Origin of the sequence: Pedobacter planticolens, from assembly GCF_014172375.1 — a bacterium.
In the GTDB taxonomy this organism is placed as follows: Bacteria; Bacteroidota; Bacteroidia; order Sphingobacteriales; family Sphingobacteriaceae; genus Pedobacter; species Pedobacter planticolens.
The window spans coordinates 1,318,906-1,342,703 of the sequence record NZ_WNXD01000002.1; the positions used below are offsets into that span (position 1 = coordinate 1,318,906).

Genomic DNA, 23,798 nt, shown 5'->3' on the forward strand with positions numbered 1-23,798 from the left:
ATGATCTAATGAACCAATGATACAAATGAACCACTAAACCAATGAACCAACCAAAAACCAAAAAGAAAATCGGCATTGTATTATCTGGTGGAGGCATTAGAGGTATTGCACATCTAGGAGTTTTAAAAGCCTTTATGAACGCTGGCATTAAGTTTAGTCATGTAAGCGGCACAAGTGCAGGTTCTATTGCTGGTGCATTTTACGCTGCAGGTATCGACCCAGAAGAAGGGTTAAATATCTTTATGAAAACTAAACTTTTACGATTTATCCGCCCAGCCTTAGGCTCTTTAGGATTAATTAATATTGAAAATGTGAGAGATATTTTACAAGAATATTTCCCCAGCGATAAATTTGAAGACCTCAAAACCCCATTAACCATTTGCGCTACAAACTTTAGCGAGGGCAACTTAGTTTACTTTACAAAAGGCCCATTAATTAGATCAATATTGGCATCGAGCTGTATCCCTGGTATTTTCAAACCAATTATGATCGAGAACCAAATGTATGTAGATGGTGGTATTTTAAACAACTTTCCAGTCGAACCTTTACTTAACAATTGCGATTACATTATAGGTTCTTCCTGCAATCATTTAAAACCAGTTGATAAGATTACTAAAATCTCTCACCTCATGCAACGAGCAGGCATAATGTCCATTAATCATGATATGGAACGTAAAGCTAAATTCTGCGATTTATTAATCGAACCCAAAGGAATGGGAGAAATCAGCACATTCGACATGAAAAAAGCAGAAACCATTTATTGGTTAGCACACGAAGAAGCTTTAAAATCAATTCAAAAAAGTGAGAGTTTTCAAGAATTGATAAACTCTTAATATTTCAAAGCCACTAACTTATTTCCCTCCAAAACCGGAATAGCCTTACACACATCCAGTTTCAAACAAAACTGCACATCCTCCTCAATATTCAACGCAGCCAACCTATGGCTGTGAGAAGACTTATGCAAATACGTCCTCAAATCATCCTTAGCCATTAAATACATATCCTCAGCAACTACACAAGCATCATCACTATGCTTAAAATCATTACGCAAAAAATGCACCACAGCACCAGCAAAAAGCGTATCCTCTAAATTGAAATTATCCTTCCAACCAGAGCAAAGCAACAACACATTTTTATCCTGTGTTTTTAACCAATTACATAAAGAAGTTAAATTTAAAAAAGAACCAACTACAACTTGGTGCGCTCTAGCCTGCGCCATGTGCATCGCCTTAGTACCGTTAGTAGTAGTCAGCACAATTGTTCTACCGTTTACCTTTTCATGAGTATAAGAAAAAGGTGAGTTACCAAAATCATACCCCTCCACCACTTCGCCGTTACGCTCTGCAGCTAATAAATAACCCTTATCAGCATAAGCCAAACAATCCTCTACATGCTCAACCGGTATAATAGCTTCGGCACCATTATGTATGCCATACGTGATAGATGATGTTGCCCTTAAAATATCAATTACTACAACAATACTATTTTCAATAGCGTATAAATGTAACAAGGCAGGTGTTAAACAGACTTCAATGGTTCTAGACATTTCGAGAGATATGAGATGTGAGATGTGAGATACCAGACCTGCGACTTTCCTCAAATCTCAAATCTAATATCTCATATCTAATCCCTATTTATAAAATGGAAACTTAACTATTTTAGCTTTAATCTTGCTATTTCTAATATCGATAAAGATTTCTGTACCCTCTTTAGCAAGATCTTTTGTTACATAACCCATGCCTATCGCTTTCTGTAAAGATGGAGATTGCGTACCCGAAGTTACCTTACCAACCACAACACCTTCAGCATTTACAATCGGGTAATCATGACGCGGAATACCACGATCTATCATTTCAAAGCCAATTAATTTACGTTCAACACCAGCCTCTTTTTGCGCTAATAACGCTTCCGAATTAGTAAACGATTTCGTGAATTTAGTAATCCATCCTAAACCAGCTTCCATCGGCGATGTCGTATCATCAATATCATTACCATACAAACAGAAACCCATTTCTAAACGTAACGTATCACGAGCTGCTAAACCAATTGGCATAATTCCGTATTCAGCACCAGCAGCAAAAATGGCATCCCAAATTTGCTCAGCGTATTTATTCTCAAAGTAAATTTCAAAACCACCAGCGCCAGTATAACCAGTTGCCGAAACCATCACATTTTCTACCCCAGCAAAAATTCCTTTTTTAAACGAATAATATTCCATCGATGCCAAATCAATATCCGTTAAACTTTGCAAAGCATCAGCAGCCTTAGGGCCTTGTATAGCCAAAAGCGAAGTCTGATCCGAAATATTATGCATCTCTACACCCGCCGTATTATATTGCTGTATCCAATTCCAATCCTTCTCAATGTTCGATGCATTAACCACCAACATATACGTTTTCTCGTCTATCCTGTATACCAATAAATCATCAACAATACCGCCCTCGGTGTTAGGTAAGCAAGAATATTGCACCTTTCCATCGTATAATTTCGATGCATCATTACTCGTTACTCGCTGAATTAAATCTAAAGCACCATCGCCCTTTAAAATAAATTCGCCCATATGACTTACATCAAAAACACCAACTCCGTTTCTAACTGTAGCATGTTCTGCATTTATACCCTGATATTGTACAGGCATATTATAACCTGCAAACGGCACCATTTTAGCACCTAATGAAATGTGTTTCTCTGTTAATGCGGTATTCTTCATTGTAATTTATATAATCTTAGCGGGCAAAAATACTAAGAATAGCGCAATCTTTTTAAGTTAAAATAAGTATATGTAGCATTAGTACAAGCTAAAGGTTAAAGCGGTCGTCATCCTGAGCGTAGTCGAAGGATCTTTTTACCATATTTGAAAAACAAAGGCAGTATTCCATCGCTAGTTCAGTCCTGCTTTCCATTACAATCTTTTTGTGTCATTGTCATGCTGAGCTTGTCGAAGCACTGCAACACAAAAAGTATTTCCATTCCAATCAGGTTTAACAAACTCAAAACAGTGCAATAAAATAGCAGCCGCCCAATAGCACACACGTCATTGCGAAGAAGGTTCTTCACCTTATGTTCTAGTAAAGTAGAACCCTGCTCGTCATTCCCGTGAAAACGGGAACCCTAATGCGTAAAAAAAAGCCTACCATTGCATTACGATCCCCAATCAAGTTGAGAATGACGGGTAAGACTCCTACTTTGTTAATTAGCATGAAGGAGATTGCCACGGCTTGAGAAGAACAAGCCTCGCAAAGACGACCACCCTGCAACCCTTCCCAAATCACAACCCTTTCCCAAGAACGAGGACCGGCCTTGTAGCATCCCGAAGGAGAAAGCAGTAAAACTTGTGCAAATACTTTCAAAAACCACAGCCCAAAACAATGAGCCAGTTCGATCCTTCATCGAACCTGCTGCTTGTTGCCAAAAAAGTTTTAATAGCTTAATCCAAGAGATGATACTAAGCCTTGATTTTTTGGTTACTTTTTTATCAAGAAAAAAGTTACTTGACCCTTCGGCTGTCAAGAGCCGAGGCAAGCCTGTGCGTTGGTGAGCTAAAAACAACACCCTTCAACAAGCTCAGAATTGACAAGTATGGACGATAAAAAACAATCACAAAAAGAAATAAATTATACAGAATATTTTAACTTTAAACAATAAGTCCCATTATTTACTGCATAAATTAGGACACAACAACCAAATAAAACCACCCAACCCTTATGGCAGAAATAAAGACGAAACAAACCAGCGCAAACGTTCACGACTTTATCAACTCATTCTCCAATACCGAGCAGAAAAAGAAAGACAGTTTTGAATTAATAAAACTAATGCAAAACCTAACAGGTTACGAACCAAAAATGTGGGGACCAACCATTATCGGATTTGGAAGCTATCACTACAAATCCGAAAAAAGCAGACAAGAAGGAGATTGTCCACTTGTAGGTTTTTCGCCTCGCAAAGCAGCCATTTCATTGTATGTATATACAGGAGATCCTCAACACGAACACTTACTAAAAAACCTCGGGAAATTTACAATGGGCAAAGCCTGCATTTACGTTAAAAGACTTTCAGACATAGACCAAACTGAACTAAAAAATCTAATGGAAGAAACCATTACCTTTTTACAAACAAACCATGCATAACATCGAAGCCATAAAAGTAACAATCAACGAAATTGACCAATTACAAAAAATTGGAAAACAAACTTTTTCTGAAACATTTTCTGCTTCCAACTCGGAAGAGAATATGAACAATTATTTAGAAGAAGGATTTTCTATTGACAGATTAACGACTGAACTAAACGATGAAAATGCAGCATTCTTTTTTGCAACGTTTAACAATAATATAATTGGCTACTTAAAACTAAATTTCGGCACATCTCAAACTGAAATAAAAGACGAGAAAGCCCTTGAAATTGAAAGAATTTATGTGCTAAAAGAATTTCATGGAAAAAAAGTAGGACAAATTCTATATGACAAAGCTATTGAAGTAGCGATACAGAAAAAAGCTGATTATGTTTGGTTGGGAGTTTGGGAAGAAAATCCAAGAGCAATAAGTTTTTACAAGAAAAATGGTTTCATTGAATTCGACAAACATATTTTCAAACTAGGAAATGATGAACAGACGGACATAATGATGAAATTAGAATTAATAAAAAACTAAAATTATGACAGAAGTACAAAAATCATTGCCAAAATGGATACTCATTGTATCTGGGCTTTTTGCAATAATGGAATTGATGGTAAGTATATCCTTATGGATTGCACCACAATCAGTTTTAGAAACCGTTGACCTTACTGCAAAAGGCGTCGACTATGTAATTTACATGTGGGCAGGCAGGCAATTTGCCCTCGGGTTTATCTTTGCCTTTGCAACATTCAAAAAATCAATCCCAATGCTAACCATTGCTTATATTTTCTTCTTAGTAATGTTTATTGGCGATCTCATTATCGGAGTTTTACAAAAAGAAAGTTCATTAATTATCAGCGCAATAGTGATGTGTATTATTTCATCAACATTGATATATGTATTAAATAAGAAGAAATAATTTTGTTTAACCCCATGTCGTCATTTCGACCGCAGTGGAGAAATCTTTGAACATGTAGACTGAAATAACAAGTTGTTAGAAATGTTAAGCTCAATGCATCATAGCCTAATTAACTAAAATATAAAATCACTGCCAACTAAAAATTACAACCATGCAAAATGAAATTTTAGCACAAGTACTAGAACAAAACCGAATGGATTGTTCACATTTCTGCAAAAATATAACCGCAGAAAACGCCGATTATCGCTTAACAGATCAAACCGCATCTGTCGGGTTTATATATAGACACATTGGCGAAACCACCCATTTAATTGCTCAGTTTTTCGGCTATAAAACCGAAATAGAAGGAACAACAATTGGACAACTAGATTCAGGAAAACAATACGATTTAGAAACAAGTCGTAAATATTTTGAAGAAGGCTACAACACCCTAAAAAAAATGGTTACCGAAACATCAGATAAAGAATGGCTCGAAGAAATAGAAACCACCTGGTTCGGAAAAATACAACGAATAAAACTCTTTTCAATTCTATTATTTCACAACTCCCATCATTGCGGACAAATATCATCAGCAATAGTAAAAGGAAGAAAATGATACGTTTAGCTAGTGGAATAAAATAAACGCAAGGTTTTGGGTGGTCGCCATCCAACCTATCCAAAACCACAACTCACCACCAAGAACGAGAACCGGCCTTGTAGCATCCCGAAGGAGAAAGCATTAAACCGAGTGGTTTTTCACCACAAGTTCAAACAAACAATTTAAAAACAATAAACCAACTTGTTTAAACTTGTGCAAACACGTTCAAAAACCACAGTTCAAAACAATGAGCCAGTTCGATCCTTCATCGAACCTGCTGCTTGTTGCCCTAAAAGTTTTGATAGCTTAATCCGAGAGATGATGCACAGCCTTGATTTCGTTGGTTACTTTTTTATCAAGAAAAAAGTCACTTGACCCTTCGGCTGTCAAGAGCCGAGGCAAGCCTGTGCGGCGGTGAGCTAAAAACAAAATAGATCCATCGCTGCACTCTAGAGATAACAAAAGAAACCTAATTACTCATTAAAACCTCATAAATCCCCAACATCCGCTTTGCATTCCCATTAATATCATGATCTCGTTCTACTGTTTTGCGGGCATGTTTGCCAATTTCTCGCCAGCGGTTAGGCTGAGTAATACATTGTAAAATAGAACGGTAAAACTCATCGGGCGTATCGGCTATGAGTATGTCTTTTCCATGTTCGCAGTTAATGCCTTCGGCAGCCATAGTGGTTGCGATAATACATTTTTGCATGGCCATGCCTTCAATAATTTTTACCCGCATACCACTGCCAGATAGGAGGGGCACAATCATTATCGCTTTAGAATTCATAAACTCTACCGCATCAAAAACTTCTCCTTCTACTATTAAATTATCCGAATCGTAATCGAAAAATTGTTTTTGCATGTTCTTGCCTGCGATGTAAAAACGCAATTCGCCGCTTAGTTTCTCTATATCTGGCCAAATTTCATCCAAAAACCACTCTAATCCTTCTTTGTTTGGTCGCCAATCCATTGCGCCTAAATGAAACAAGGTTGGGAAACTAGTTTTTTTGATATCTACTTGGTATTTCTCGAAATCTATAGCTACCGGAAAAACATCTAACCGCGTTTGACAACCCAAACGTAATATGTTTTGCCTATCTGGCTCGCTTATAGCAAATACTTGGTGAAACCGATTAATTTGTTCGGTTTCATAAACCTTTAATCTACGTGATAAAAACTCTAAATATTTTCTACGAGGTGTAAATTGTTCGCGAGCGGCTAAGCGTTCCCATACATCAAATTCTATGTTGTGTGCTCTGTAAATCAGCTTTGCTTTGCTATGCTCTTTAACAAGATCTAAATAAGGAACAACAAACAAACCTTCAAATTGGATGATATCGAACTCATTTTCTCGTAAAATATTCTCTAAAAGTTTAGCTGCATCATCATCGTAAAAGCGTGAAACATTATACGATTGGTTGGAGAAAATATTGAAGAATGCACCCCAAATATTTACTTCGGTATCTATATTAAAGGAGTGAAAATTGATTTGCTCGAAAACCGGATCGTAAATATCATCTACATCCACCTTGTGTTTTGAGGCATTAATACTGAACAATGAAACCTCTACATTTAAACCAATTAGACCTTTTATAGTGTTGTACACCACAATTGGGTAACCGCTATTTGGCGGAAAAGGTACTCGATTGGTTAGAATAAGGATTTTCACGCTATGAAATTACGAATTATAGTTCTTGTTCAAAAGGGAGTCGTAATTGTGGATCGCTAATAGTAAAAGTTTTACGATGGAATGGCGATAGTCCGTTTGCTATAACTGCTTTTCGGTGAGCTATTGTTGGGTAACCTTTGTTTTGTTGCCAATTGTATTGAGGATAATCTATGCCGAGCTTAGTCATAAATTCATCACGATGCGTTTTTGCTAAAATGGATGCTGCCGCGATGTTTAGATATTTTCCATCGCCTTTTACAATGCAACTATGTGGTATTTGAGGATAGGTTTTGAAACGATTTCCATCTATACTTAAATATTGCGGCTGGATGCTTAGTTTTTCTATCGCCCTGTGCATAGCTAAAAAGGAAGCATTTAATATGTTAATTTGATCTATTTCTTCATGATCTACTGTAGCTACTGCCCAAGCTATTGCCTGTTTTTCTATAAGTGGTCGTAAGTTTTCGCGTTGGCGATGTGTGAGTTTCTTCGAATCATTTAATCCTTCTAGGTAAAAATCTTTTGGCAAGATTACGGCAGCGGCAAATACTGGTCCGGCAAGGCAACCTCTACCTGCTTCATCGCAACCTGCTTCTATAAATTCTTGCTGATAACTGTTTAATAACATAATTAAACACTAACGTTTTGTCCTTTTACATCAAATGCATCGCGTAAGCCAATGGCCAATAAATTGAAAGCATAAACGGTAAGCATAATTGCCAAACCTGGTAAAATGGCTAAATAAGCAGCATCCATAATAATGTAGCCGTAATGTTCTTTTATCATGGTTCCCCAGCTTGGCATGGGTGGTTGTGCACCAAAACCTAAAAAGCTTAAGCCGGTTTCTAATAAAATAGCTGATGCAAAGTTTGCTGATGCGACAACTAATATTGGTCCGGCGATGTTGGGTAAAATATGTTTTGCAATAGTGCGACTTGTAGAAAAGCCCAATGCCTTGGCTGCTTCTACAAATTCTACTTCTTTTAGCGCCATCACTTGTCCGCGAACTAAGCGTGCAACATCTACCCATGTTGATAAGCCAACGGCGATGAAGATTTGCCAAAAGCCTTTGCCTAATGCAAAAGATATGGCGATAACTAGCAATAAAGAGGGCAATGCCCAAATTACATTCATAAACCAACTAATACTTGCATCGGTTTTGCCGCCAAAATAACCTGCAATTGCGCCTAAACTTACGCCAATACATAGTGAAATTAATACTGCCATTAACCCTACAGAAAGCGAAACGCGGATGCCTAAAATTAATCTACTTAACAAATCTCGTCCGTAAATATCTGTGCCTAAATAAAAAGCCTGTGTATAACGATTTGCACCAGAAACTAAAGGATAAGCAATTTCTTCGGCTTGTTCATCATCGCCAATGTACTCTCTGGCATATACTTTATTTCCCACTGGGCGATAAGATGTAATTGGAATGCTTTTAAAGTTGGCTTCTTGCCCATACAGCATTTTCTCAAATACGTTTACCTTTTTTATGCTGTTATTTCTGCTAATGATTAGAAAATTGAAAGATCTGCCAGGTTTTTTATTAGTGATTTGCAGATGCATTGTATTTGCATAAGGCGTTTGATCTGGCGTAATTAAATAGCCTAAAATACCCATTACCATTAATAAAAGAATAAATATCAATCCTCCAAACGCTAGTTTATTGCGTTTAAATCTATTCCATATTTTTTTTGAAGGACTGTTATTATTCATACTTATTTAACCATTCTACCTTTCCAGTGGTATTTCCCTGAGTTTCCAGCAATACCAATATAAACGAAATATAAAACATGTAAAAGATTCATTATTGGAAGTAAAACTAACAATTGTTTCCGTTTAAAGAAATTGGTTACACTAGTTAAAAAGATTAATTCGATACCAATTTTGCAAATCAACTGAAAAAGTAAAAACCATCCACTTTCTCCATGAGGGAAAATAATTGCCAAAAGCGCATTTATAATAATGCTGAGGTTAAATAACCAAATACTTATGCCTAATACAATAACTAGTTTGTCTTTATAGCGTGTGCTTTTAGATGCCCAACGTTTACGTTGTTGTATAAATTCGCTTACTGTTGGTTTTGCATGTGTATAAACTACTGCGTCTATGTTTTTTAAGAAACCTATTTTCCCTTCGTAAATAGCAGCCATTTTATGTAAAAGTAATTCATCATCGCCAGAGGCTAAATCATCAATTCCCTTAAAACCCCCAACTTCAAAAAATGCTTCTCTTTCGTAAGCTAAATTTGCTCCGTTGCAGGTACTGGGATTGTTGTTGCCAATGGTTGATGCGCCTAAACCAATTAAATAAGAAAACTCCAAGGTTTGTATTCTTTCGAAGAAACTTTTCTCCTCAAAATACGCCACAGGCGATGAAATCATTTTAAAATGATTGGTTTCGTAATAATTGACAATGGTTTTTAACCAATTAGGCCCCATTCTACAATCTGCATCGGTTGTAATAATGAGTGTGCCGGTTGCTTCACCTATCGCAGTTTGTATTGCTTTTTTCTTGTAAGAGTTTAAAGCGTTAGCTTCATTAAGTTGAATTAGTTTTACTCCTGCATTTGCATAAGAAGCTATAATTTGTGAGGTTTTATCGGTAGAATGATCATCAATTACAATAATTTCTACAAGGTTTTTATCGTAATCTTGCGCTAAAAGATCATCAAGGGTTTTACCTATTTTATCTTCTTCATTACGGGCAGCAATTAGTATTGATACTTTCGTTTTTGCAACGTTATCATTTCGTTTATACGGGATAATTTTTGTCCAACCTCTTATAAATGTGCCTACGACAAACATATAAATTAAGGTTAAAAAGACGGTAAAATAACTAAGTACGCTGATTACTTCCAAAGAAATTGAGTTTAAAAACGAAATACGACCCTAATATAGCAGGAATTATGATATTGATGAGCCAAATACTTGCAATACATGCCACAACAGCGGTATTTTGTTGCGTTATATATTTAAAGAAAAACAAGGCTGTGATGCTTCTAATGCCAATATCTAGCAAATCTAACGATGGTAATGACGATTGAACAAAGAATAAAATACTAACTAGCATCATGATATCTAAAAAATGAAGTTCAGGAATTAGCCACATAAACATGATGAAATATTGTGTGCTAAAAACTAAATATCGAGCTAGGCAAAAAAGTAAAATTTTAAGTAATTCGGCTTTTTTGTATCGAGCTAAAATAGAATAGAACTTTTTATACTTTCTGGTAAAACGCATGGATAATAAAATGCCATTTAACCATTTAATGTTGAAGAAGAATACGATAAAGAACAAGCAAAATCCAATGGCTATGGCACAAACTGCTAAAAATAAACGATGGTCTAACGGTGTAAATCTGTAAATGAAAATACAAACTGCAATTGCACCAAAAACGTTGGTTAATACTAACTGACCAATGTTACCTACAGCCATAGCTACTACACCAACTATTCGCCTTTTGGGTGAAAGAAAAAATACTCTACCGCCATATTCCCCTAATCTATTTGGAGTGAAAACGGCCCACGTTAATCCGCAAAAAACAGATTCGATAGCTAACCATAAACTTATCGGCTCGACTTGTTTAATTAATCGTTTCCATTTTATGGCTTCTAAACCCCAATTTACTAACATTAAAGCAGTAACAATAGAAAGTATTGTCCAGACTTGAGCTTTGGGCATTGCATTTAATAACGAGATAAATTTCTTTAAATCGTTATTAGCGATCAGTTTTACATAAATAAACCAAAATGCAAAAACTACAATCGCGATTTTAATACTGATGGAAAATATTTTTTTGTATTGAGGTGTCAAATTTTTGCTTTTTGATTGTGCAAATATGCTTAATATTGTTTTATGTTGGTTGAAAAAAAGGAACGCGTAATTATGGGTATCGATCCAGGTACAGCCATTATGGGTTACGGTATTGTTTTAGAAAAAGGAAATAAAATAGAGTTGGTTGACATGGGCATTGTAAAAATGAATCATTTAGATGATCACTTCTTAAAACTTCAACGCATTTTTGAGAAAACAATTGCTTTAATTGACGAATATAAACCTGATGTTTTGGCTATTGAGGCTCCATTTTATGGTAAAAACATTCAGGTTATGTTAAAACTAGGTAGGGCTCAGGGAATTGCGATGGCTGCTGCTTTATCGAGAAATATTATGGTTACTGAATATGCCCCTCGAAAAATTAAACAATCCATAACTGGTAAAGGAACTGCAAGTAAAGAGCAAGTTGCTGCCATGTTGCAAACGTTGTTAGGTTTTAAAGAAACTCCAGAGTTTTTAGATGCTACCGATGGTTTGGCTGTTGCAGTTTGTCATTCGTTTCAACGAATAAATACTAGCACTACTGGTAAATCTTATTCAGGTTGGGATGCTTTTGCGAAGGATAATAAGAAAAGGATTAAGTAAGAATTTTTATCGCATTACGATACCCAATCGAGTTGGGTATGACGAGTGTAAAGGAATTAAACCGGTTTATCTACTTGATAAACAAAATTTAACTTAATAGGCTCCCCGTAATAAGCCACTTCCAACTCTCCAATTTTTTTAGCACCTAATTTTTCTGTTGCTTTTTGCGATCTGAAATTAGTTTCGTCAATGTGCAAGATTATTTTATCTACAAATTGAAAAGCATAGTCAAACATTAAGTTTTTTAACGCTTTGTTATGACCTTTGCCCCAATACTCTCTTCCAATAAAAGTATAACCAACAGCTACAGAACTGTTTTCTTCATCTAATTCGTAATACCTAGAACTTCCAACAATTTTTCCAGTTTCTTTTTCATACACTAAAAAAGCTCCTTTGGATTCCATCGCACCCTTAAAGAAATTCTGAAATACTTCTCTTTGGTAACGATTTTTATTAGGATGTTGTTCCCAAATCAATGGGTCTGAAGCTACTGCATATAACTTTTCAAAATCATCCGCTTGTAATGGAACAATTTTAATCAGCTCATTTTCAAGCGTAGGTTGTAAATCGAAATTCATCAGAATGTATTATTATTTTTTTGGAAATTTGTCTAGGCATAACGTCATGCTGAATTTATTTCAGCATCTGGCTTGCAGGAAAGACCCTGAAATAAATTCAGGGTGACGACCGATTTATTTGCTCAACTTTTTAATCGGCTTTAATAGCAACTTTTTAAACTCAACTTCTGAGCCTTCTGCTTGTAATGCAATCTGACCTTTATCTACTGTGCAATTTGTTCCTTCGTTAACTAAAACTCCATTAACCCAAACCTTCACTGAATTTTTAAAGCATTCAATTACCATCGTATTCCATTCACCTAAAGGTTTTTCACTACCATCAGTTAGGTTTTTAATTCTGCGTAATTTATTGCCATTAACTCCCCAATTTTCCTTCGGTCCACGACGAGCCTCCATATCAGGAACAGTAATATCTTCTTCAATGCACCAAAAATCGCCAGCATCTTGATGTTGCATTTGCACTTCTAAAGATTTTGGAAACATACCATACAAAGCTCTTGGTGTTGAAGCATGAATTAAAACACCACAATTTCCTGGTTTTCCAGCAAAGCGATATTCTACTTCCAAACGGTAATTCTGATAAATAGCATCCGTAATTAAATGACCTCTCGGATCGCCAAGACTAACCAACATTCCATTTCTCACAATAAAAGCATCTGGAGTTTTTGGATCTTTATCTTTTGCAGGTACATCGGCATGCCAGCCGTTTAAAGTTTTTCCGTCAAAAAGACTTTTTTGTTGAGCGATAGCTGGAGATATAGATAATCCAGTTACATAAAAAATTAGGATGAGCTTGAATTTTTGCATGATTTATAAGATTTGGTCTTCCCCAAATATAATCATCTAAATTAAAAAAGCCACACAACAATTTGCTGTGTGGCTTTATAAAATCGTAATTCGTAAATCTAATTAATCTTCTACTGTTTCATTATTTATTCCGATTTCGTCTTTCACTTCTTCTTTGAAATAACTTTTTTGGAATATTAAAATAGCAATTACACCAACAGAAATCGCTGCATCTGCTAAATTAAATACCGGGCGGAAGAATTCAAACGATTCGTTGCCCCATATTGGAAACCAAGATGGAAATGTTCCTTTAACAATTGGAAAATAAAGCATATCAACTACTCTTCCGTGGAAAAGGGTTTCATATTTATAAATCACACCATAAAATACCGAATCGATAATATTACCCAAAGCTCCGGCAAAAATCAAAGCAACGTTTAATATTAATCCACGGTGATATTTGCGTTTAATTAAATAATGCAAGCCATATCCAATTCCAGCCACAGCAAGTACTCTAAATAAAGATAAAGCCAGCTTGCCAAATTCGCCGCCAAACTCTAATCCAAATGCCATACCGTTATTTTCGGTAAAATGGATAATAAACCAATCGCCAATAATTTTAAATTCCTGACCTAAAAACATATGTGTTTTAATCCAAGTTTTTAAAACCTGATCAGCGATTAATACCAGAAAAATAAGTAGTAAGGGTTTTGTATATCCTTTCATTAACCTTGTTTCAATTTAGCTTCCATACTTAACGTAGCGTGAGGCACAGCACGTAAGCGTTCTTTTTGGATTAATTTTCCAGTTTCTCTGCAAATACCGTAAGTTTTATTTTCAATACGAACCAAAGCAGCCTCTAAGTTGTCAATAAATTTCTTCTGACGAGCAGCTAATTGGTTAATTTGTTCTTTTTCTAAAGTAGCAGAACCATCTTCTAACGTTTTGTAAGCACCAGAAGTATCTTCTGTTCCGTGCGAATTTGGGCTACTTAACGATGAGGTTAGTGAAAGGAACTCTTCCCTTGAACTTTTTAGTTTTCCTTGGATCAGCTCTTTAAACTCTTGTAATTCGCTATCAGAATAGCGGGTTTTCTCAGTTTTTTCCATATTATTTATTGTTTTGCAATCGAAATTTGTAGTTCAACATCTTCAATTACTATTTTGTTTCCATTATCTATGCTTTCCGATAAAATTAAATCGTCAGCTAAAATTTCTGCGCAAATGTATGCTTTGTTTTGCATTACTGCGTCTGTTAGTATATTATCGTGTTGTAAATTTACAGTTATGCGATCCGTTACCTCAAAATTCAACTCTTTTCTTAAGTTTTGAATACGATTAATTAGCTCACGCGATAATCCTTCTTGTTTCAACTCTGTTGTAATATTTACGTCTAAAGCAACAGTTAAATTCCCTAAGTTGGTTACTTGCCAACCCGGTATGTCCTCAGCAATAATTTCTACATCCGAAAGAAGTATTGAGTATTTAGTATCTAGTACAGAAATCGAGCCATCTCGCTCAAATTTCGCTAAATCTTCTTGCGACATGGTATTAATTGCTTCCGTTACCAATTTCATATCCTTACCAACTTTTGCGCCTAATGCTTTAAAGTTTGGTTTTACTTTTTTCTTAATAAAACCAGCGGTATCTTTAATAAAATCGATTTCTTTAATGTTGGTTTCCGATAAAATTAAATCTTTAACCAACTCAACTTTGGTTTGAAAACTATCATCCAAAACTGGAATAAGCACTTTTGCCAAAGGCTGACGAACATTAATGCCCATTTTCTTGCGTAGTGATAAAACCATCGAAGAAATGTTTTGTGCCAATTCCATGCGTTCATTTAAATCAAAGTCGATTAATGTTTCATCAACTTCGTTCCAAATGGTTAAGTGTACAGATTTTGCTGTATGAATTTCAGGATTTGCCTCTGTTAATCTAATGTACAACCAATCTGCAAAAAATGGAGCAACTGGGCTCATGATTTGAGAAATGGTCATTAAACACGTAAACAACGTTTCGTAAGCAGCTTTTTTATCTTCCGTCATTTCGCCCTTCCAAAAACGACGACGAGATAAACGGATATACCAATTACTTAAATGTTCATCAACAAAAGTTTGAATAGCTCTAGCAGCTTTAGTCGGCTCATAAGCTTCGTAACTTTCATCAACTTCTTTAATTAATGTTTGCAGTAATGATAAAATCCAACGGTCTAATTCACTTCTTTGAGCTATAGGAGTTTGGTTTTCTAAATCAATTTCAAACTTGTCGATATTTGCATAAAGCGCAAAGAAAGAATAGGTATTGTAAAGTGTTCCGAAGAATTTACGACGAACTTCGTCCAATCCTTCTAAACTAAATTTCAAATTATCCCATGGGGAAGCGTTTGAAATCATGTACCAACGCGTAGCATCTGCGCTATAAGTAGCTATCGTGCTAAATGGATCAACAGCATTGCCTAAACGTTTAGACATTTTATTGCCGTTTTTATCCAATACTAATCCGTTAGAAACTACATTTTTATACGCAACACCTAAATTATTTACATGTTTGTTGATGGCTTTAATTTCATCGCTACTTTCGCTTAACATTACAGCGATTGCATGTAAAGTAAAGAACCAACCACGAGTTTGATCAACGCCTTCGGCTATAAAATCTGCTGGATAAGCGTTTTCAAATTCTTCTTTGTTTTCAAAAGGGAAGTGCCATTGTGCGTAAGGCATTGCTCCACTATCAAACCAAACATCAATAAGGTCTAATTCGCGAGTCATTTTTTCGCCTTTGGCTGATGTTAAAATTACATCATCAACATAAGGACGATGCATATCTTTTAATTCAAAACCTGCAGGCATAAAACCAGCATCAATAGATTTTTGGATTTCTGCATTCAGCTCTGCTATAGAACCAATACATTTTTCTTCCAAACCATCCGCTGTGCGCCAAATTGGCAAAGGTGTACCCCAGTAACGGGAACGAGATAAATTCCAATCTACCAAATTCTCTAACCAGTTTCCAAAACGACCAGTTCCAGTAGCTTCAGGTTTCCAGTTAATGGTTTTATTCAGTTCTACCATTTTCTCCTTAACGGCTGTAGTTTTAATAAACCAACTATCCAACGGATAATATAAAACTGGTTTATCTGTACGCCAGCAATGCGGATAAGTGTGAACGTATTTTTCTACTTTGAAAGCTTTGTTTTCTTCTTTTAATTGGATGGCTAATTCTACATCAACAGATTTCTCTGGAGCTTCGCCATCTGCATAATATTCGTTTTTAACGTATTTTCCGCCATAATTCCCACCTAAGGCTGCAATGAATTTTCCTTGTAAATCTACCAAAGGAACAGCATTACCTTTATCATCTAACACCAACATTGGTGGTACTTCTGGAGTTGCCATTTTAGCAACTCGAGCATCATCTGCACCAAAAGTAGGAGCAGTGTGAACAATACCAGTTCCATCTTCCGTAGTTACGAAATCTCCAGAAATTACTCTAAACGCATTTTCTGGGTTTTGGTACGGTAATGCATAAGGTAATAATTGTTCGTATTTAATGCCAACTAAATTAGCACCTACAAATTCGCCTAATATTGAATAAGGGATTTTTTTGTCTTCTGCTTTGTAGTTGGTAAAATCTTCATCAGCGGCTGCTAAAAAGTATTTACCTGCAAACTGTTTGCCTACTAAAGCTTTTGCCAAGATAACTTGTATTGGCTCAAACGTATATTGATTGAAAGTTTTAACTAAAACATAATCGATTTTTGGGCCAACGGTTAATGCAGTATTACTTGGTAAAGTCCAAGGAGTGGTTGTCCAAGCTAAGAAGTGAACTGTTCCGAAAGCTTTTAAAGCAGCAGGTAAAGTTTCATTAATTGCTTTAAACTGAGCAACAACAGTTGTGTCACTTACATCACGGTAAGTTCCAGGTTGATTTAATTCGTGAGAACTTAATCCGGTTCCTGCAGCAGGCGAGTAAGGTTGTACGGTATATCCTTTGTATAATAATCCTTTTTCGTAGAATGATTTTAAAATCCACCAAAGGGTTTCGATATATTCATTGTGATATGTAACGTAAGGGTTTTGTAAATCAACCCAATATCCCATTTTTTCGGTAAGGTCGTTCCAAACATCAGTGTAACGCATTACCTCTTCTTTACAAGCAGAGTTGTATTCTTCTACAGAAATTTTCTTGCCGATATCGTCTTTAGTAATACCTAATTTTTTCTCAACAGCAAGCTCAATTGGTAAACCGTGAGTATCCCATCCGCCTTTGCGTTTAACTTGGTAACCTTTTAGGGTTTTGTAACGACAAAAAATATCTTTAATAGCACGAGCCATAACGTGGTGAATGCCAGGCATTCCGTTTGCAGAAGGCGGACCTTCATAAAAAGTAAAAGGCTTAGCTTTTGAGCGAGTGCTGATACTTTTTTCAAATATCATTTTCTCCTTCCAAAATTTAAGTATTTCTTCTCCTATTTTAGCTAGTTCTAAAGTTTTAAATTCCCTATACATCAATCAAGTATCTTCAAAAATTAAGGATGCAAAGCTAAGGTTTTAGAATGAATTTTGGTAGTTTTGAAGTCAATTTGTTTTATGGAAAAACGACTAAAAACCGGACTTATATTTATGGTTGCTGCAGTGGTATTAATGCCTGCTGCAATTTTGCTTAAAAACAGCAATGAAACATTGACTATTGCACTGCTTATTTTTACCATGTTATTAGAACTTATTGGTTTAATCTTTGTTATTATGAGCATGTTAAAGCGAAAGAAAATCTAAAGCTCAGAGATATGCTAAAAGTTTTGAAATTGCAGAAAGCCGTACTCGCCATTATTTTGGGGATTTTGGCTCTTATTGCTGCTCAAATTATGAGTAGTAATAAAATAGCAGGGAGTAATTTTGTGCTTGGTGTTTCTGGAGCACTTTTAATTATCGGTTCATTGTTATTTCTTTATCCAATTTTATTTGCAAAAAAAGTGGATAATGAGGGTGAAGAAGTTGAACTGAAACCTGTTGAAAAGGACGAAAATCTACTTTAAAATTTAATGATCTATCTTTTCTTCATTTCTAGCAACTTCTTCTGCAGGAATTAATTTACGTGTTTTCTTAGCATCTAACCACAGCATTAGTGCTGGCAATAAGGTTAAATTGAACACTAAAGCCACAATTAAGGTGATGGAAAGTAGTAATCCTAAAACTACAGTGCCACCAAAAGTAGACGCTGTAAAAATTCCAAATCCAAAGAATAAAATTAATGCGATGTGTGTCATGCTTACTCCAGTTTCACGAATGGTATCTGAAACCACCTTTGCAACACTGTAATTTGTTAGTGTTAATTCTTGCTGATAGCGTGTTAAAAAGTAAATAGTTTGATCGGAAGCTAAGCCAAAAGCGATGGTAAAAATTAAAATTGTTGATGGTTTAAGGGGGATATGGAAAAAGCCCATCAGCCCTGCTGTAATTACCAAAGGGACAATATTTGGTAATAAAGAGATGAACATAATACCCAAACTTTTAAATTGTGCTAAACGTAAAAGAGAAATTAAAACAATTGCTAATCCGATGCTCTCGAATAAATGTTTTAACAAATAATCTGTTCCTTTTGAGAAAATAATACTTGATCCTGTTAAGGTTACATTGTAGCGTTTGGGCGATAAAATAGAATCGATGCGAGGTTTAAGTTCTACTAAAACTGCATCTAAACGTTTGGAGCCAATATCAGCCATTTGAAAACTAACACGAGCAGTTTGTTTATCCTTATCTACAAAATTAGTTAGCATGTTTCCGTTACCTTTACCAGAGTTGGCGGCATAAGCTAAAATGAAATTCTTTTCAATATCAGTTGGTAAACGATAAAATGCAGAATCGCCATTATAAAATGCTTGAGATGCATATTTAAGCCCAGTATTTAAAGAAATAGAACGTGAAAATTCTGGATAGGAAGCAATCATCCTTTCCATTTTATCAATTTTATTTAGTGTTGAAATACTTAAAATTCCGTTCTTTTTCTTAGTATCGACACTAATTTCTAGCGGTAAAATTCCTTCAAAATTCTTTTCAAAAAACTTTAAATCTGTTAAAATTTGTGAGCTTTTGGGTAAGTCATCTACTACATACCCATTTATATTTATTTTGTAAATCCCGATAAATGAAATGGCAGTTAAAATGAATGTTGCAACATAAATTAACACACTTTTTTGTTGAACCAATACATCGGTTTTTGCCAATAAATGATCTAAAAAATTAGGTATGTGCGGCGTATTTGCTTTACCTTTTGGTATTGGTAAATAGCTGAAAATAATTGGAATTAAACATAAACACATTAACCACGTAAACATTACATTTAAAGCAGCTACACTACCAAATTGCATTAATAATTCGCTGCCTGTAAAATACAATACACCAAAACCAATGGCTGCGGTTACATTCGCAATTAATGTGGTAACAGCAATCCTTTCAATCGTAATGGCTAAAGCTTTTTGTTTATCGCCATGTTTTTTAAGTTCGTTATGGTACTTATTTAACAGTAAAATACTATTTGGAATGCCAATAATTACAATCAGTGGGGGAATTAACCCAGTTAAAATGGTAATCTCATAACCAAATAAAACTAAGGTGCCAATACTCCATATTACACCCATAATTACGACTAGAATAGGGAAGAATACGGCGTAAAAACTTCTAAAAAAGATTAATAATATCAATGCAGAAACTAATATTGATAAGCCTAAAAACAACACGAACTCATTAGAAACTAGCTTGCTCGTTGCGGTTCTAATAAATGGCAAACCAGATTTATGAACTTGTATATTGGTGCTTTTTTCAAATGCCTGAGCTTTTGCTTCAATCTCTTTTAATATCGGATTTCTATTAACGGAATTTAATATTTTAATATCGAAGGTAATGGCCATTAACGTAGCATTACTTTCTTTGTTGAATAATAGTCCGCTGTAAAAAGGCATTCCCTGTATTTTGCTTTTAAGCGAATCCATTTCTCCATCAGTTTTTACCAAACCACTTGGAATTGGACTAACCACAAACTTTTGATTAACCGTGTCTTTTTGTAATTCGAACAGCTTTCCTATAGATAAAACTCCTTTTATTCCTTTTAATTTTTGGATTTCATCTGATAATTGTATCCACTTATTGTAGTTTTCTTTTTTGTAAATGTCTGGGCTTTGAACACCTAAAACCATCACACTCCCATCTTCGCCAAACGTCTTTTTAAAAGTGTTGTACTTAATAAAAACCGAGTCGGTTAGCGGTAAAATTTTACTGCCAGCATAAGAAAGTTTTAAATTTCGGGCATGCCACGCCATAAATAGGGTAGCGACAAGAAAAAAGAGGATAATAAGAATTCGGTTTTGAAGTATAGCTCTAGAGAGTTTAGCCCACATAATCAACTGCGTTTTAAAAAGGTAAAGAAAGTATAAAAATGGCTCAATTGCAAAATCTACACCGATATTTCACTCTAGTTTAACATAAAAAAAGCGGTATTGTTTTGTATAGAAATACATCTTCCCACAATTTTGGTGTATTTTAGCATCATCATGAAAAGGTTTTTAAAGAGTTTTTTTTATGCGTTCAAAGGTTTAGCGTATGCTTTTAAAACACAACTAAACTTTAAAATTCATTGTTTTTCTGGAGTTTTGGCAATAGCATTAGGACTATACCTCAATCTATCGATTACAGAATGGTTGTGGATTATCCTAGCAATCGCATTTGTCCTTATTATGGAATTAATTAATACAGCGATTGAGGTTTTGGTAGATTTAGTCTCACCACAACAACATACAAAAGCTGGAGCAATTAAAGATATTTCGGCGGCTGCGGTTTTAATATCAGCTTTGCTTGCGTTAAGTATAGGATTACTTATTTTTGTTCCAAAGCTGATTTAATAGATGCTACACAAAACCCGTGGAATTGTTTTAAAAACTACTTTGTATAGCGAGAGCAGTGTAATTGCTCAAGTTTTTACGGACAAATTTGGCATACAATCGTACTTGATTAACGGGGTAAAAAAAGCAAAGGCGAAAATACCAATGAATGTTTTGCAACCTCTGCATTTATTGGATATGGTAGTTTATCATAAAACAAATACACAAATTCAACGCGTAGCGGAAGCCCGACCATCACCTGTTTTTCGTTCCATTCCTTATCATGTAATTAAAAATACAATTGTTCAATTTTTAAATGAGGTATTATATAAAAGTATCCGCCAGCAAAATACCGATGAAAACCTTTTTGATTTTATTTACAATGCAATTAGCTGGTTTGATGAAACTGATGAACCGAACATAAATTTTCATTTAGCTTTTTTGCTAAAGCTATCGCGATTTTTAGGTTTTGCGCCACAAGCTCAAACTCGTAACGATCAAAAATATTTCGATTTACAGGAAGGAGATTTTACTTCTATACCTCCAATTCATCCTTACTTTATTAATAAAACTGAGGCTGATTGCTTTTTATTATTGTTTACTACACCATTTGAAAAATTAAATGAAATAAAAATTGATAACAAAATTAGGCGGCTAATTTTAGATAAAATATTGGTTTACTATATGTTACATACAGCTTCTTTTGGCCAAATTAAATCTCATCAAATACTGGAAGATGTACTTTCTTAAAAAAAGTAAAATTATTTTTGCAAAACAGATAGAAGACACTATATTTGCATTCCCAAAACGAAGGAACATTTATTTAGTTTTTAACGTTAGGGAAGCCAAAAGGGAAATTAGATGTTGGATAACTAAACTAATTAACTTTTAAAAGACCGGGAAATTAGCTCAGCTGGTTCAGAGCACCTCGTTTACACCGAGGGGGTCGGGGGTTCGAACCCCTCATTTCCCACTAAAAGCCTTAGAGAAATCTAGGGCTTTTTTTATGTTTAAAATTCTATCCTTAAGCATGTTCTACCTTTATATTTTATATTCTAAAGCTCGAGATCGATATTATGTTGGTTCAACTGGAGATTTAGTAGATAGGTTAAAAACTCATAACTCAAACCACTCAGGTTTTACGGGCCATACAGGCGATTGGGTTGTTGTTTACAAAGAAGTTTTCGATGCAAAAGAAAAAGCTTATGCAAAAGAACGGGCAATAAAAAAGTGGAAAAGCAGGAAGATGATTGAAAAATTAATTAGCTCAGCTTGTTCATAGCATCCCGACATTTCAGTCGGGAGGGTCGGGGGTTCGAACCCCTCATTTCCCACCAAAAGCCTTTCATTGCAAAATGAGAGGCTTTTTTTATGCCTAAAGCCCTCATACAGTTTTTACAAATTACCGAGAAAACACATTAAGATTTACCATTTAATCTTTGCTTTCTGCCTAGTTCACCTTTAATTCTGCTATGTAAATCAAGCATGCCTTTAGGAGATTCAGTTATATCAACTAGGGAGTAAGTCCGCATATAGTCCGCGTATAGTCCGCATTATTGCGTAAAAATGCGGACTATACGCGGATTTAATATGGTCTTACTATCACCTTAACTCGAAGCGAACCTTAAGGTAAAAACTTGTTCTCTTTTTGTTTAACTTGTAACCTGAGAAGTTCTCGATAATTAATTTGCCTTTGAACTGTTAATTCAGCTGTTATATTATATCTCTTTTTTTACAATACTTTTTTTGATGCATTAAACCATCTTTGGGTACGAAAAAGCGTATTTAAACACATTATTAGCTAAAAAATGTCCATCCTTAGTTAATATCTGCGTTTTAATTCTGACTTTGTTTTTCTATTTTTAAAGTCATGAATATTAAGTTTGGAATACTACTTTTTTTGACGTTAATCTGCCTTCAATTACAAGCACAACAAAAGCACGAAACCTATACACAAAAATTAGAAGGCACAAAACTTTCATTTGAGATGCAAGCCATACCTGATGGTGATTTTTTAATGGGCAGTAAAAATGGCAATGCCGATGAAAAACCAATCCATAAAGTAAAACTCGATCCCTTTTGGATGAGTAAAGTGGAAATAACTTGGGATATTTTTGAACCTTTTCTCTACAAAGATTACGAAGTAAATAATACCGCTTCAGTTTCTGCGCAAGTTGATGCCGTTACGCGACCAACAAAACCATACTTAGATATGACTTTTGGTATGGGTAAACAAAATCATCCAGCATTGGCAATGACTCAATATAACGCGATCCAGTTTTGTAAATGGTTATATGCCAGAACAGGAGTTTTTTATCGTCTGCCAACCGAAGCAGAGTGGGAATATGCCTGCAAAGCAGGAAACAATGAAGATTATTACTTCGGTAATGACAGTAAAAAACTAAACGAGTATGCTTGGTTTAGTGCAAACAGCGAAAAGAAAACGCATGAAGTCGGCTTAAAAAAACCAAATGCTTGGGGTTTGTATGATATGCTTGGTAATGTTGCCGAATGGACATACGATGAATACAAATCCGATTTTTATGCAAGTTCTGGTCAAACAGAAGTTAAAAACCCAGTAGCACTTGCCGATAAATTGTATCCGTTAGTTATTCGTGGGGGTTCTTATGAAGACGATGCAAAAGCACTTCGCTCTGCGGCAAGAAGAGCATCTGATCCGGTTTGGAAACAAATTGACCCACAAATTCCTAAAAGCAATTGGTGGTTTCCAGAGGCGCCTTTTATTGGTATACGCTTAGTACGACCAGTTAATACACCAACAAAAGAAGAAATTGACGCCTACTATAACCGCCCTCCTATAGCAGATTATTAACCAAAACACACAAATAAAAC

General features: G+C 35.3%; 25 protein-coding genes and 1 tRNA gene. 13 read left to right on the forward strand and 13 right to left on the reverse strand.

Translation table 11 applies throughout. The features are described 5' to 3' along the window. Window positions 1-41 precede the first annotated feature (41 nt). Window positions 42-833, forward strand: a complete 792-nt coding sequence (locus GM921_RS14530) for a patatin-like phospholipase family protein (protein WP_182923354.1) — start codon at window positions 42-44, stop codon at window positions 831-833. Here GM921_RS14530 and GM921_RS14535 read toward each other — a convergent pair. Further along, window positions 830-1,546: a 2-phosphosulfolactate phosphatase gene (locus GM921_RS14535; protein ID WP_182923355.1), complete on the reverse strand. Its 717-nt coding sequence runs from the start codon at window positions 1,544-1,546 to the stop codon at window positions 830-832. The two genes, GM921_RS14530 and GM921_RS14535, sit on opposite strands and share 4 nt — an antisense overlap. Window positions 1,547-1,630: 84 nt before the next feature. Further along, window positions 1,631-2,710 (reverse strand): glycine cleavage system aminomethyltransferase GcvT, encoded by a 1,080-nt coding sequence (gcvT, locus tag GM921_RS14540; protein ID WP_182923356.1) that lies wholly within the window; start codon window positions 2,708-2,710, stop codon window positions 1,631-1,633. A 994-nt stretch (window positions 2,711-3,704) separates the two neighbouring features. Here gcvT and GM921_RS14545 point away from each other — a divergent pair. The 4 genes from GM921_RS14545 to GM921_RS14560 all read left to right on the forward strand — a co-directional run bounded on the left by GM921_RS14545 (window position 3,705) and on the right by GM921_RS14560 (window position 5,627). After that, window positions 3,705-4,127, forward strand: coding sequence for a DUF1801 domain-containing protein (locus GM921_RS14545; RefSeq protein ID WP_182923357.1), 423 nt, complete (start codon window positions 3,705-3,707; stop codon window positions 4,125-4,127). Continuing rightward, window positions 4,120-4,647, forward strand: coding sequence for a GNAT family N-acetyltransferase (locus tag GM921_RS14550; RefSeq protein ID WP_182923358.1), 528 nt, complete (start codon window positions 4,120-4,122; stop codon window positions 4,645-4,647). The genes GM921_RS14545 and GM921_RS14550 overlap by 8 nt, the downstream gene beginning before the upstream one ends. Window positions 4,648-4,651: 4 nt before the next feature. Beyond that, window positions 4,652-5,032, forward strand: coding sequence for a hypothetical protein (locus GM921_RS14555; RefSeq protein WP_182923359.1), 381 nt, complete (start codon window positions 4,652-4,654; stop codon window positions 5,030-5,032). Window positions 5,033-5,183: 151 nt separating this feature from the next. Beyond that, window positions 5,184-5,627 carry a DinB family protein gene (locus GM921_RS14560; protein ID WP_182923360.1) on the forward strand — a complete coding sequence of 148 codons (444 nt, stop codon included), beginning with the start codon at window positions 5,184-5,186 and terminating at the stop codon, window positions 5,625-5,627. A gap of 451 nt (window positions 5,628-6,078) precedes the next feature. On the opposite strand, the gene GM921_RS17585 is transcribed toward GM921_RS14560, so the two are convergent. The 5 genes from GM921_RS17585 to GM921_RS14585 are packed head-to-tail and all read right to left on the reverse strand — an operon-like array spanning window position 6,079 to window position 11,100. Then, window positions 6,079-7,281: a glycosyltransferase family 4 protein gene (locus GM921_RS17585; protein ID WP_182923361.1), complete on the reverse strand. Its 1,203-nt coding sequence runs from the start codon at window positions 7,279-7,281 to the stop codon at window positions 6,079-6,081. Window positions 7,282-7,297: 16 nt separating this feature from the next. Beyond that, a complete protein-coding gene (locus GM921_RS14570; RefSeq protein WP_182923362.1) occupies window positions 7,298-7,909 on the reverse strand; it encodes a ribonuclease HII in 612 nt (203 codons plus the stop codon). Between the two features lie 2 nt (window positions 7,910-7,911). Further along, window positions 7,912-9,000, reverse strand: coding sequence for an ABC transporter permease (locus GM921_RS14575; RefSeq protein WP_182923363.1), 1,089 nt, complete (start codon window positions 8,998-9,000; stop codon window positions 7,912-7,914). A gap of 2 nt (window positions 9,001-9,002) precedes the next feature. Next, a complete protein-coding gene (locus GM921_RS14580; protein WP_182923364.1) occupies window positions 9,003-10,091 on the reverse strand; it encodes a glycosyltransferase family 2 protein in 1,089 nt (362 codons plus the stop codon). 31 nt (window positions 10,092-10,122) lie between these two features. Beyond that, window positions 10,123-11,100, reverse strand: coding sequence for a hypothetical protein (locus GM921_RS14585; RefSeq protein ID WP_182923365.1), 978 nt, complete (start codon window positions 11,098-11,100; stop codon window positions 10,123-10,125). A gap of 42 nt (window positions 11,101-11,142) precedes the next feature. Between GM921_RS14585 and ruvC the strand changes: the two genes are divergently transcribed. Next, on the forward strand, window positions 11,143-11,706 hold the full coding sequence (gene ruvC / locus GM921_RS14590) for a crossover junction endodeoxyribonuclease RuvC (protein ID WP_182923366.1): 564 nt from the start codon (window positions 11,143-11,145) through the stop codon (window positions 11,704-11,706). A 56-nt stretch (window positions 11,707-11,762) separates the two neighbouring features. On the opposite strand, the gene GM921_RS14595 is transcribed toward ruvC, so the two are convergent. The 5 genes from GM921_RS14595 to ileS all read right to left on the reverse strand — a co-directional run bounded on the left by GM921_RS14595 (window position 11,763) and on the right by ileS (window position 17,580). After that, entirely contained in the window at window positions 11,763-12,284 is a 522-nt protein-coding gene (locus tag GM921_RS14595; protein ID WP_182923367.1) for a GNAT family N-acetyltransferase, read from the reverse strand. Window positions 12,285-12,398: 114 nt separating this feature from the next. Beyond that, a complete protein-coding gene (locus tag GM921_RS14600) occupies window positions 12,399-13,091 on the reverse strand; it encodes a 3-keto-disaccharide hydrolase (RefSeq protein WP_182923368.1) in 693 nt (230 codons plus the stop codon). A 102-nt stretch (window positions 13,092-13,193) separates the two neighbouring features. Beyond that, window positions 13,194-13,796 carry a lipoprotein signal peptidase gene (locus GM921_RS14605; RefSeq protein WP_182923369.1) on the reverse strand — a complete coding sequence of 201 codons (603 nt, stop codon included), beginning with the start codon at window positions 13,794-13,796 and terminating at the stop codon, window positions 13,194-13,196. Beyond that, the gene (locus tag GM921_RS14610; RefSeq protein ID WP_131551110.1) at window positions 13,796-14,179 is read right to left on the reverse strand and encodes a TraR/DksA family transcriptional regulator; all 384 of its coding nucleotides are present in this window, start codon (window positions 14,177-14,179) and stop codon (window positions 13,796-13,798) included. Before GM921_RS14610 ends, GM921_RS14605 begins: the two co-directional genes overlap by 1 nt. Before the next feature lie 5 nt (window positions 14,180-14,184). Next, the gene (gene ileS / locus GM921_RS14615; protein ID WP_182923370.1) at window positions 14,185-17,580 is read right to left on the reverse strand and encodes an isoleucine--tRNA ligase; all 3,396 of its coding nucleotides are present in this window, start codon (window positions 17,578-17,580) and stop codon (window positions 14,185-14,187) included. An 81-nt stretch (window positions 17,581-17,661) separates the two neighbouring features. On the opposite strand from ileS, the gene GM921_RS14620 reads away from it, so the two are divergent. After that, window positions 17,662-17,847, forward strand: a complete 186-nt coding sequence (locus GM921_RS14620; RefSeq protein WP_182923371.1) for a hypothetical protein — start codon at window positions 17,662-17,664, stop codon at window positions 17,845-17,847. Window positions 17,848-17,858: 11 nt separating this feature from the next. After that, window positions 17,859-18,107 (forward strand): isoleucyl-tRNA synthetase, encoded by a 249-nt coding sequence (locus GM921_RS14625; RefSeq protein ID WP_182923372.1) that lies wholly within the window; start codon window positions 17,859-17,861, stop codon window positions 18,105-18,107. Window positions 18,108-18,110: 3 nt separating this feature from the next. On the opposite strand, the gene GM921_RS14630 is transcribed toward GM921_RS14625, so the two are convergent. After that, window positions 18,111-20,465: an efflux RND transporter permease subunit gene (locus tag GM921_RS14630; protein ID WP_235969846.1), complete on the reverse strand. Its 2,355-nt coding sequence runs from the start codon at window positions 20,463-20,465 to the stop codon at window positions 18,111-18,113. A gap of 153 nt (window positions 20,466-20,618) precedes the next feature. Between GM921_RS14630 and GM921_RS14635 the strand changes: the two genes are divergently transcribed. The 5 genes from GM921_RS14635 (at window position 20,619) to GM921_RS14655 (ending at window position 23,778) form a co-directional block, all read left to right on the forward strand. After that, window positions 20,619-20,966, forward strand: a complete 348-nt coding sequence (locus GM921_RS14635; RefSeq protein ID WP_182923373.1) for a diacylglycerol kinase family protein — start codon at window positions 20,619-20,621, stop codon at window positions 20,964-20,966. A gap of 3 nt (window positions 20,967-20,969) precedes the next feature. Then, entirely contained in the window at window positions 20,970-21,695 is a 726-nt protein-coding gene (gene recO / locus GM921_RS14640; RefSeq protein ID WP_182923374.1) for a DNA repair protein RecO, read from the forward strand. Between the two features lie 148 nt (window positions 21,696-21,843). After that, window positions 21,844-21,918: transfer RNA gene (locus GM921_RS14645), tRNA-Val, on the forward strand. A 57-nt stretch (window positions 21,919-21,975) separates the two neighbouring features. Next, window positions 21,976-22,227: a GIY-YIG nuclease family protein gene (locus GM921_RS14650; RefSeq protein ID WP_182923375.1), complete on the forward strand. Its 252-nt coding sequence runs from the start codon at window positions 21,976-21,978 to the stop codon at window positions 22,225-22,227. A 588-nt stretch (window positions 22,228-22,815) separates the two neighbouring features. After that, entirely contained in the window at window positions 22,816-23,778 is a 963-nt protein-coding gene (locus tag GM921_RS14655) for a formylglycine-generating enzyme family protein (protein WP_182923376.1), read from the forward strand. The last annotated feature ends 20 nt before the right edge of the window (window positions 23,779-23,798 follow it).

Coding starts and splice junctions, on each gene's coding strand:
- GM921_RS14560 (WP_182923360.1), top strand. CDS start 5,184: ATGCAAAATGAAATTTTAGCACAAGTACTAGAACAAAACCGAATGGAT.
- ruvC (WP_182923366.1), top strand. CDS start 11,143: ATGTTGGTTGAAAAAAAGGAACGCGTAATTATGGGTATCGATCCAGGT.
- gcvT (WP_182923356.1), bottom strand. CDS start 2,710: ATGAAGAATACCGCATTAACAGAGAAACACATTTCATTAGGTGCTAAA.
- GM921_RS14650 (WP_182923375.1), top strand. CDS start 21,976: ATGTTCTACCTTTATATTTTATATTCTAAAGCTCGAGATCGATATTAT.
- GM921_RS14595 (WP_182923367.1), bottom strand. CDS start 12,284: ATGAATTTCGATTTACAACCTACGCTTGAAAATGAGCTGATTAAAATT.
- GM921_RS14620 (WP_182923371.1), top strand. CDS start 17,662: ATGGAAAAACGACTAAAAACCGGACTTATATTTATGGTTGCTGCAGTG.
- GM921_RS14545 (WP_182923357.1), top strand. CDS start 3,705: ATGGCAGAAATAAAGACGAAACAAACCAGCGCAAACGTTCACGACTTT.
- GM921_RS14600 (WP_182923368.1), bottom strand. CDS start 13,091: ATGCAAAAATTCAAGCTCATCCTAATTTTTTATGTAACTGGATTATCT.
- GM921_RS14580 (WP_182923364.1), bottom strand. CDS start 10,091: ATGTTTGTCGTAGGCACATTTATAAGAGGTTGGACAAAAATTATCCCG.
- GM921_RS14530 (WP_182923354.1), top strand. CDS start 42: ATGAACCAACCAAAAACCAAAAAGAAAATCGGCATTGTATTATCTGGT.
- GM921_RS14625 (WP_182923372.1), top strand. CDS start 17,859: ATGCTAAAAGTTTTGAAATTGCAGAAAGCCGTACTCGCCATTATTTTG.
- GM921_RS14610 (WP_131551110.1), bottom strand. CDS start 14,179: ATGGAAAAAACTGAGAAAACCCGCTATTCTGATAGCGAATTACAAGAG.
- GM921_RS14555 (WP_182923359.1), top strand. CDS start 4,652: ATGACAGAAGTACAAAAATCATTGCCAAAATGGATACTCATTGTATCT.
- GM921_RS14570 (WP_182923362.1), bottom strand. CDS start 7,909: ATGTTATTAAACAGTTATCAGCAAGAATTTATAGAAGCAGGTTGCGAT.
- GM921_RS14605 (WP_182923369.1), bottom strand. CDS start 13,796: ATGAAAGGATATACAAAACCCTTACTACTTATTTTTCTGGTATTAATC.
- recO (WP_182923374.1), top strand. CDS start 20,970: ATGCTACACAAAACCCGTGGAATTGTTTTAAAAACTACTTTGTATAGC.
- GM921_RS14630 (WP_235969846.1), bottom strand. CDS start 20,465: ATGTGGGCTAAACTCTCTAGAGCTATACTTCAAAACCGAATTCTTATT.
- GM921_RS14655 (WP_182923376.1), top strand. CDS start 22,816: ATGAATATTAAGTTTGGAATACTACTTTTTTTGACGTTAATCTGCCTT.
- GM921_RS14575 (WP_182923363.1), bottom strand. CDS start 9,000: ATGAATAATAACAGTCCTTCAAAAAAAATATGGAATAGATTTAAACGC.
- GM921_RS14535 (WP_182923355.1), bottom strand. CDS start 1,546: ATGTCTAGAACCATTGAAGTCTGTTTAACACCTGCCTTGTTACATTTA.
- GM921_RS14550 (WP_182923358.1), top strand. CDS start 4,120: ATGCATAACATCGAAGCCATAAAAGTAACAATCAACGAAATTGACCAA.
- GM921_RS14635 (WP_182923373.1), top strand. CDS start 20,619: ATGAAAAGGTTTTTAAAGAGTTTTTTTTATGCGTTCAAAGGTTTAGCG.
- ileS (WP_182923370.1), bottom strand. CDS start 17,580: ATGTATAGGGAATTTAAAACTTTAGAACTAGCTAAAATAGGAGAAGAA.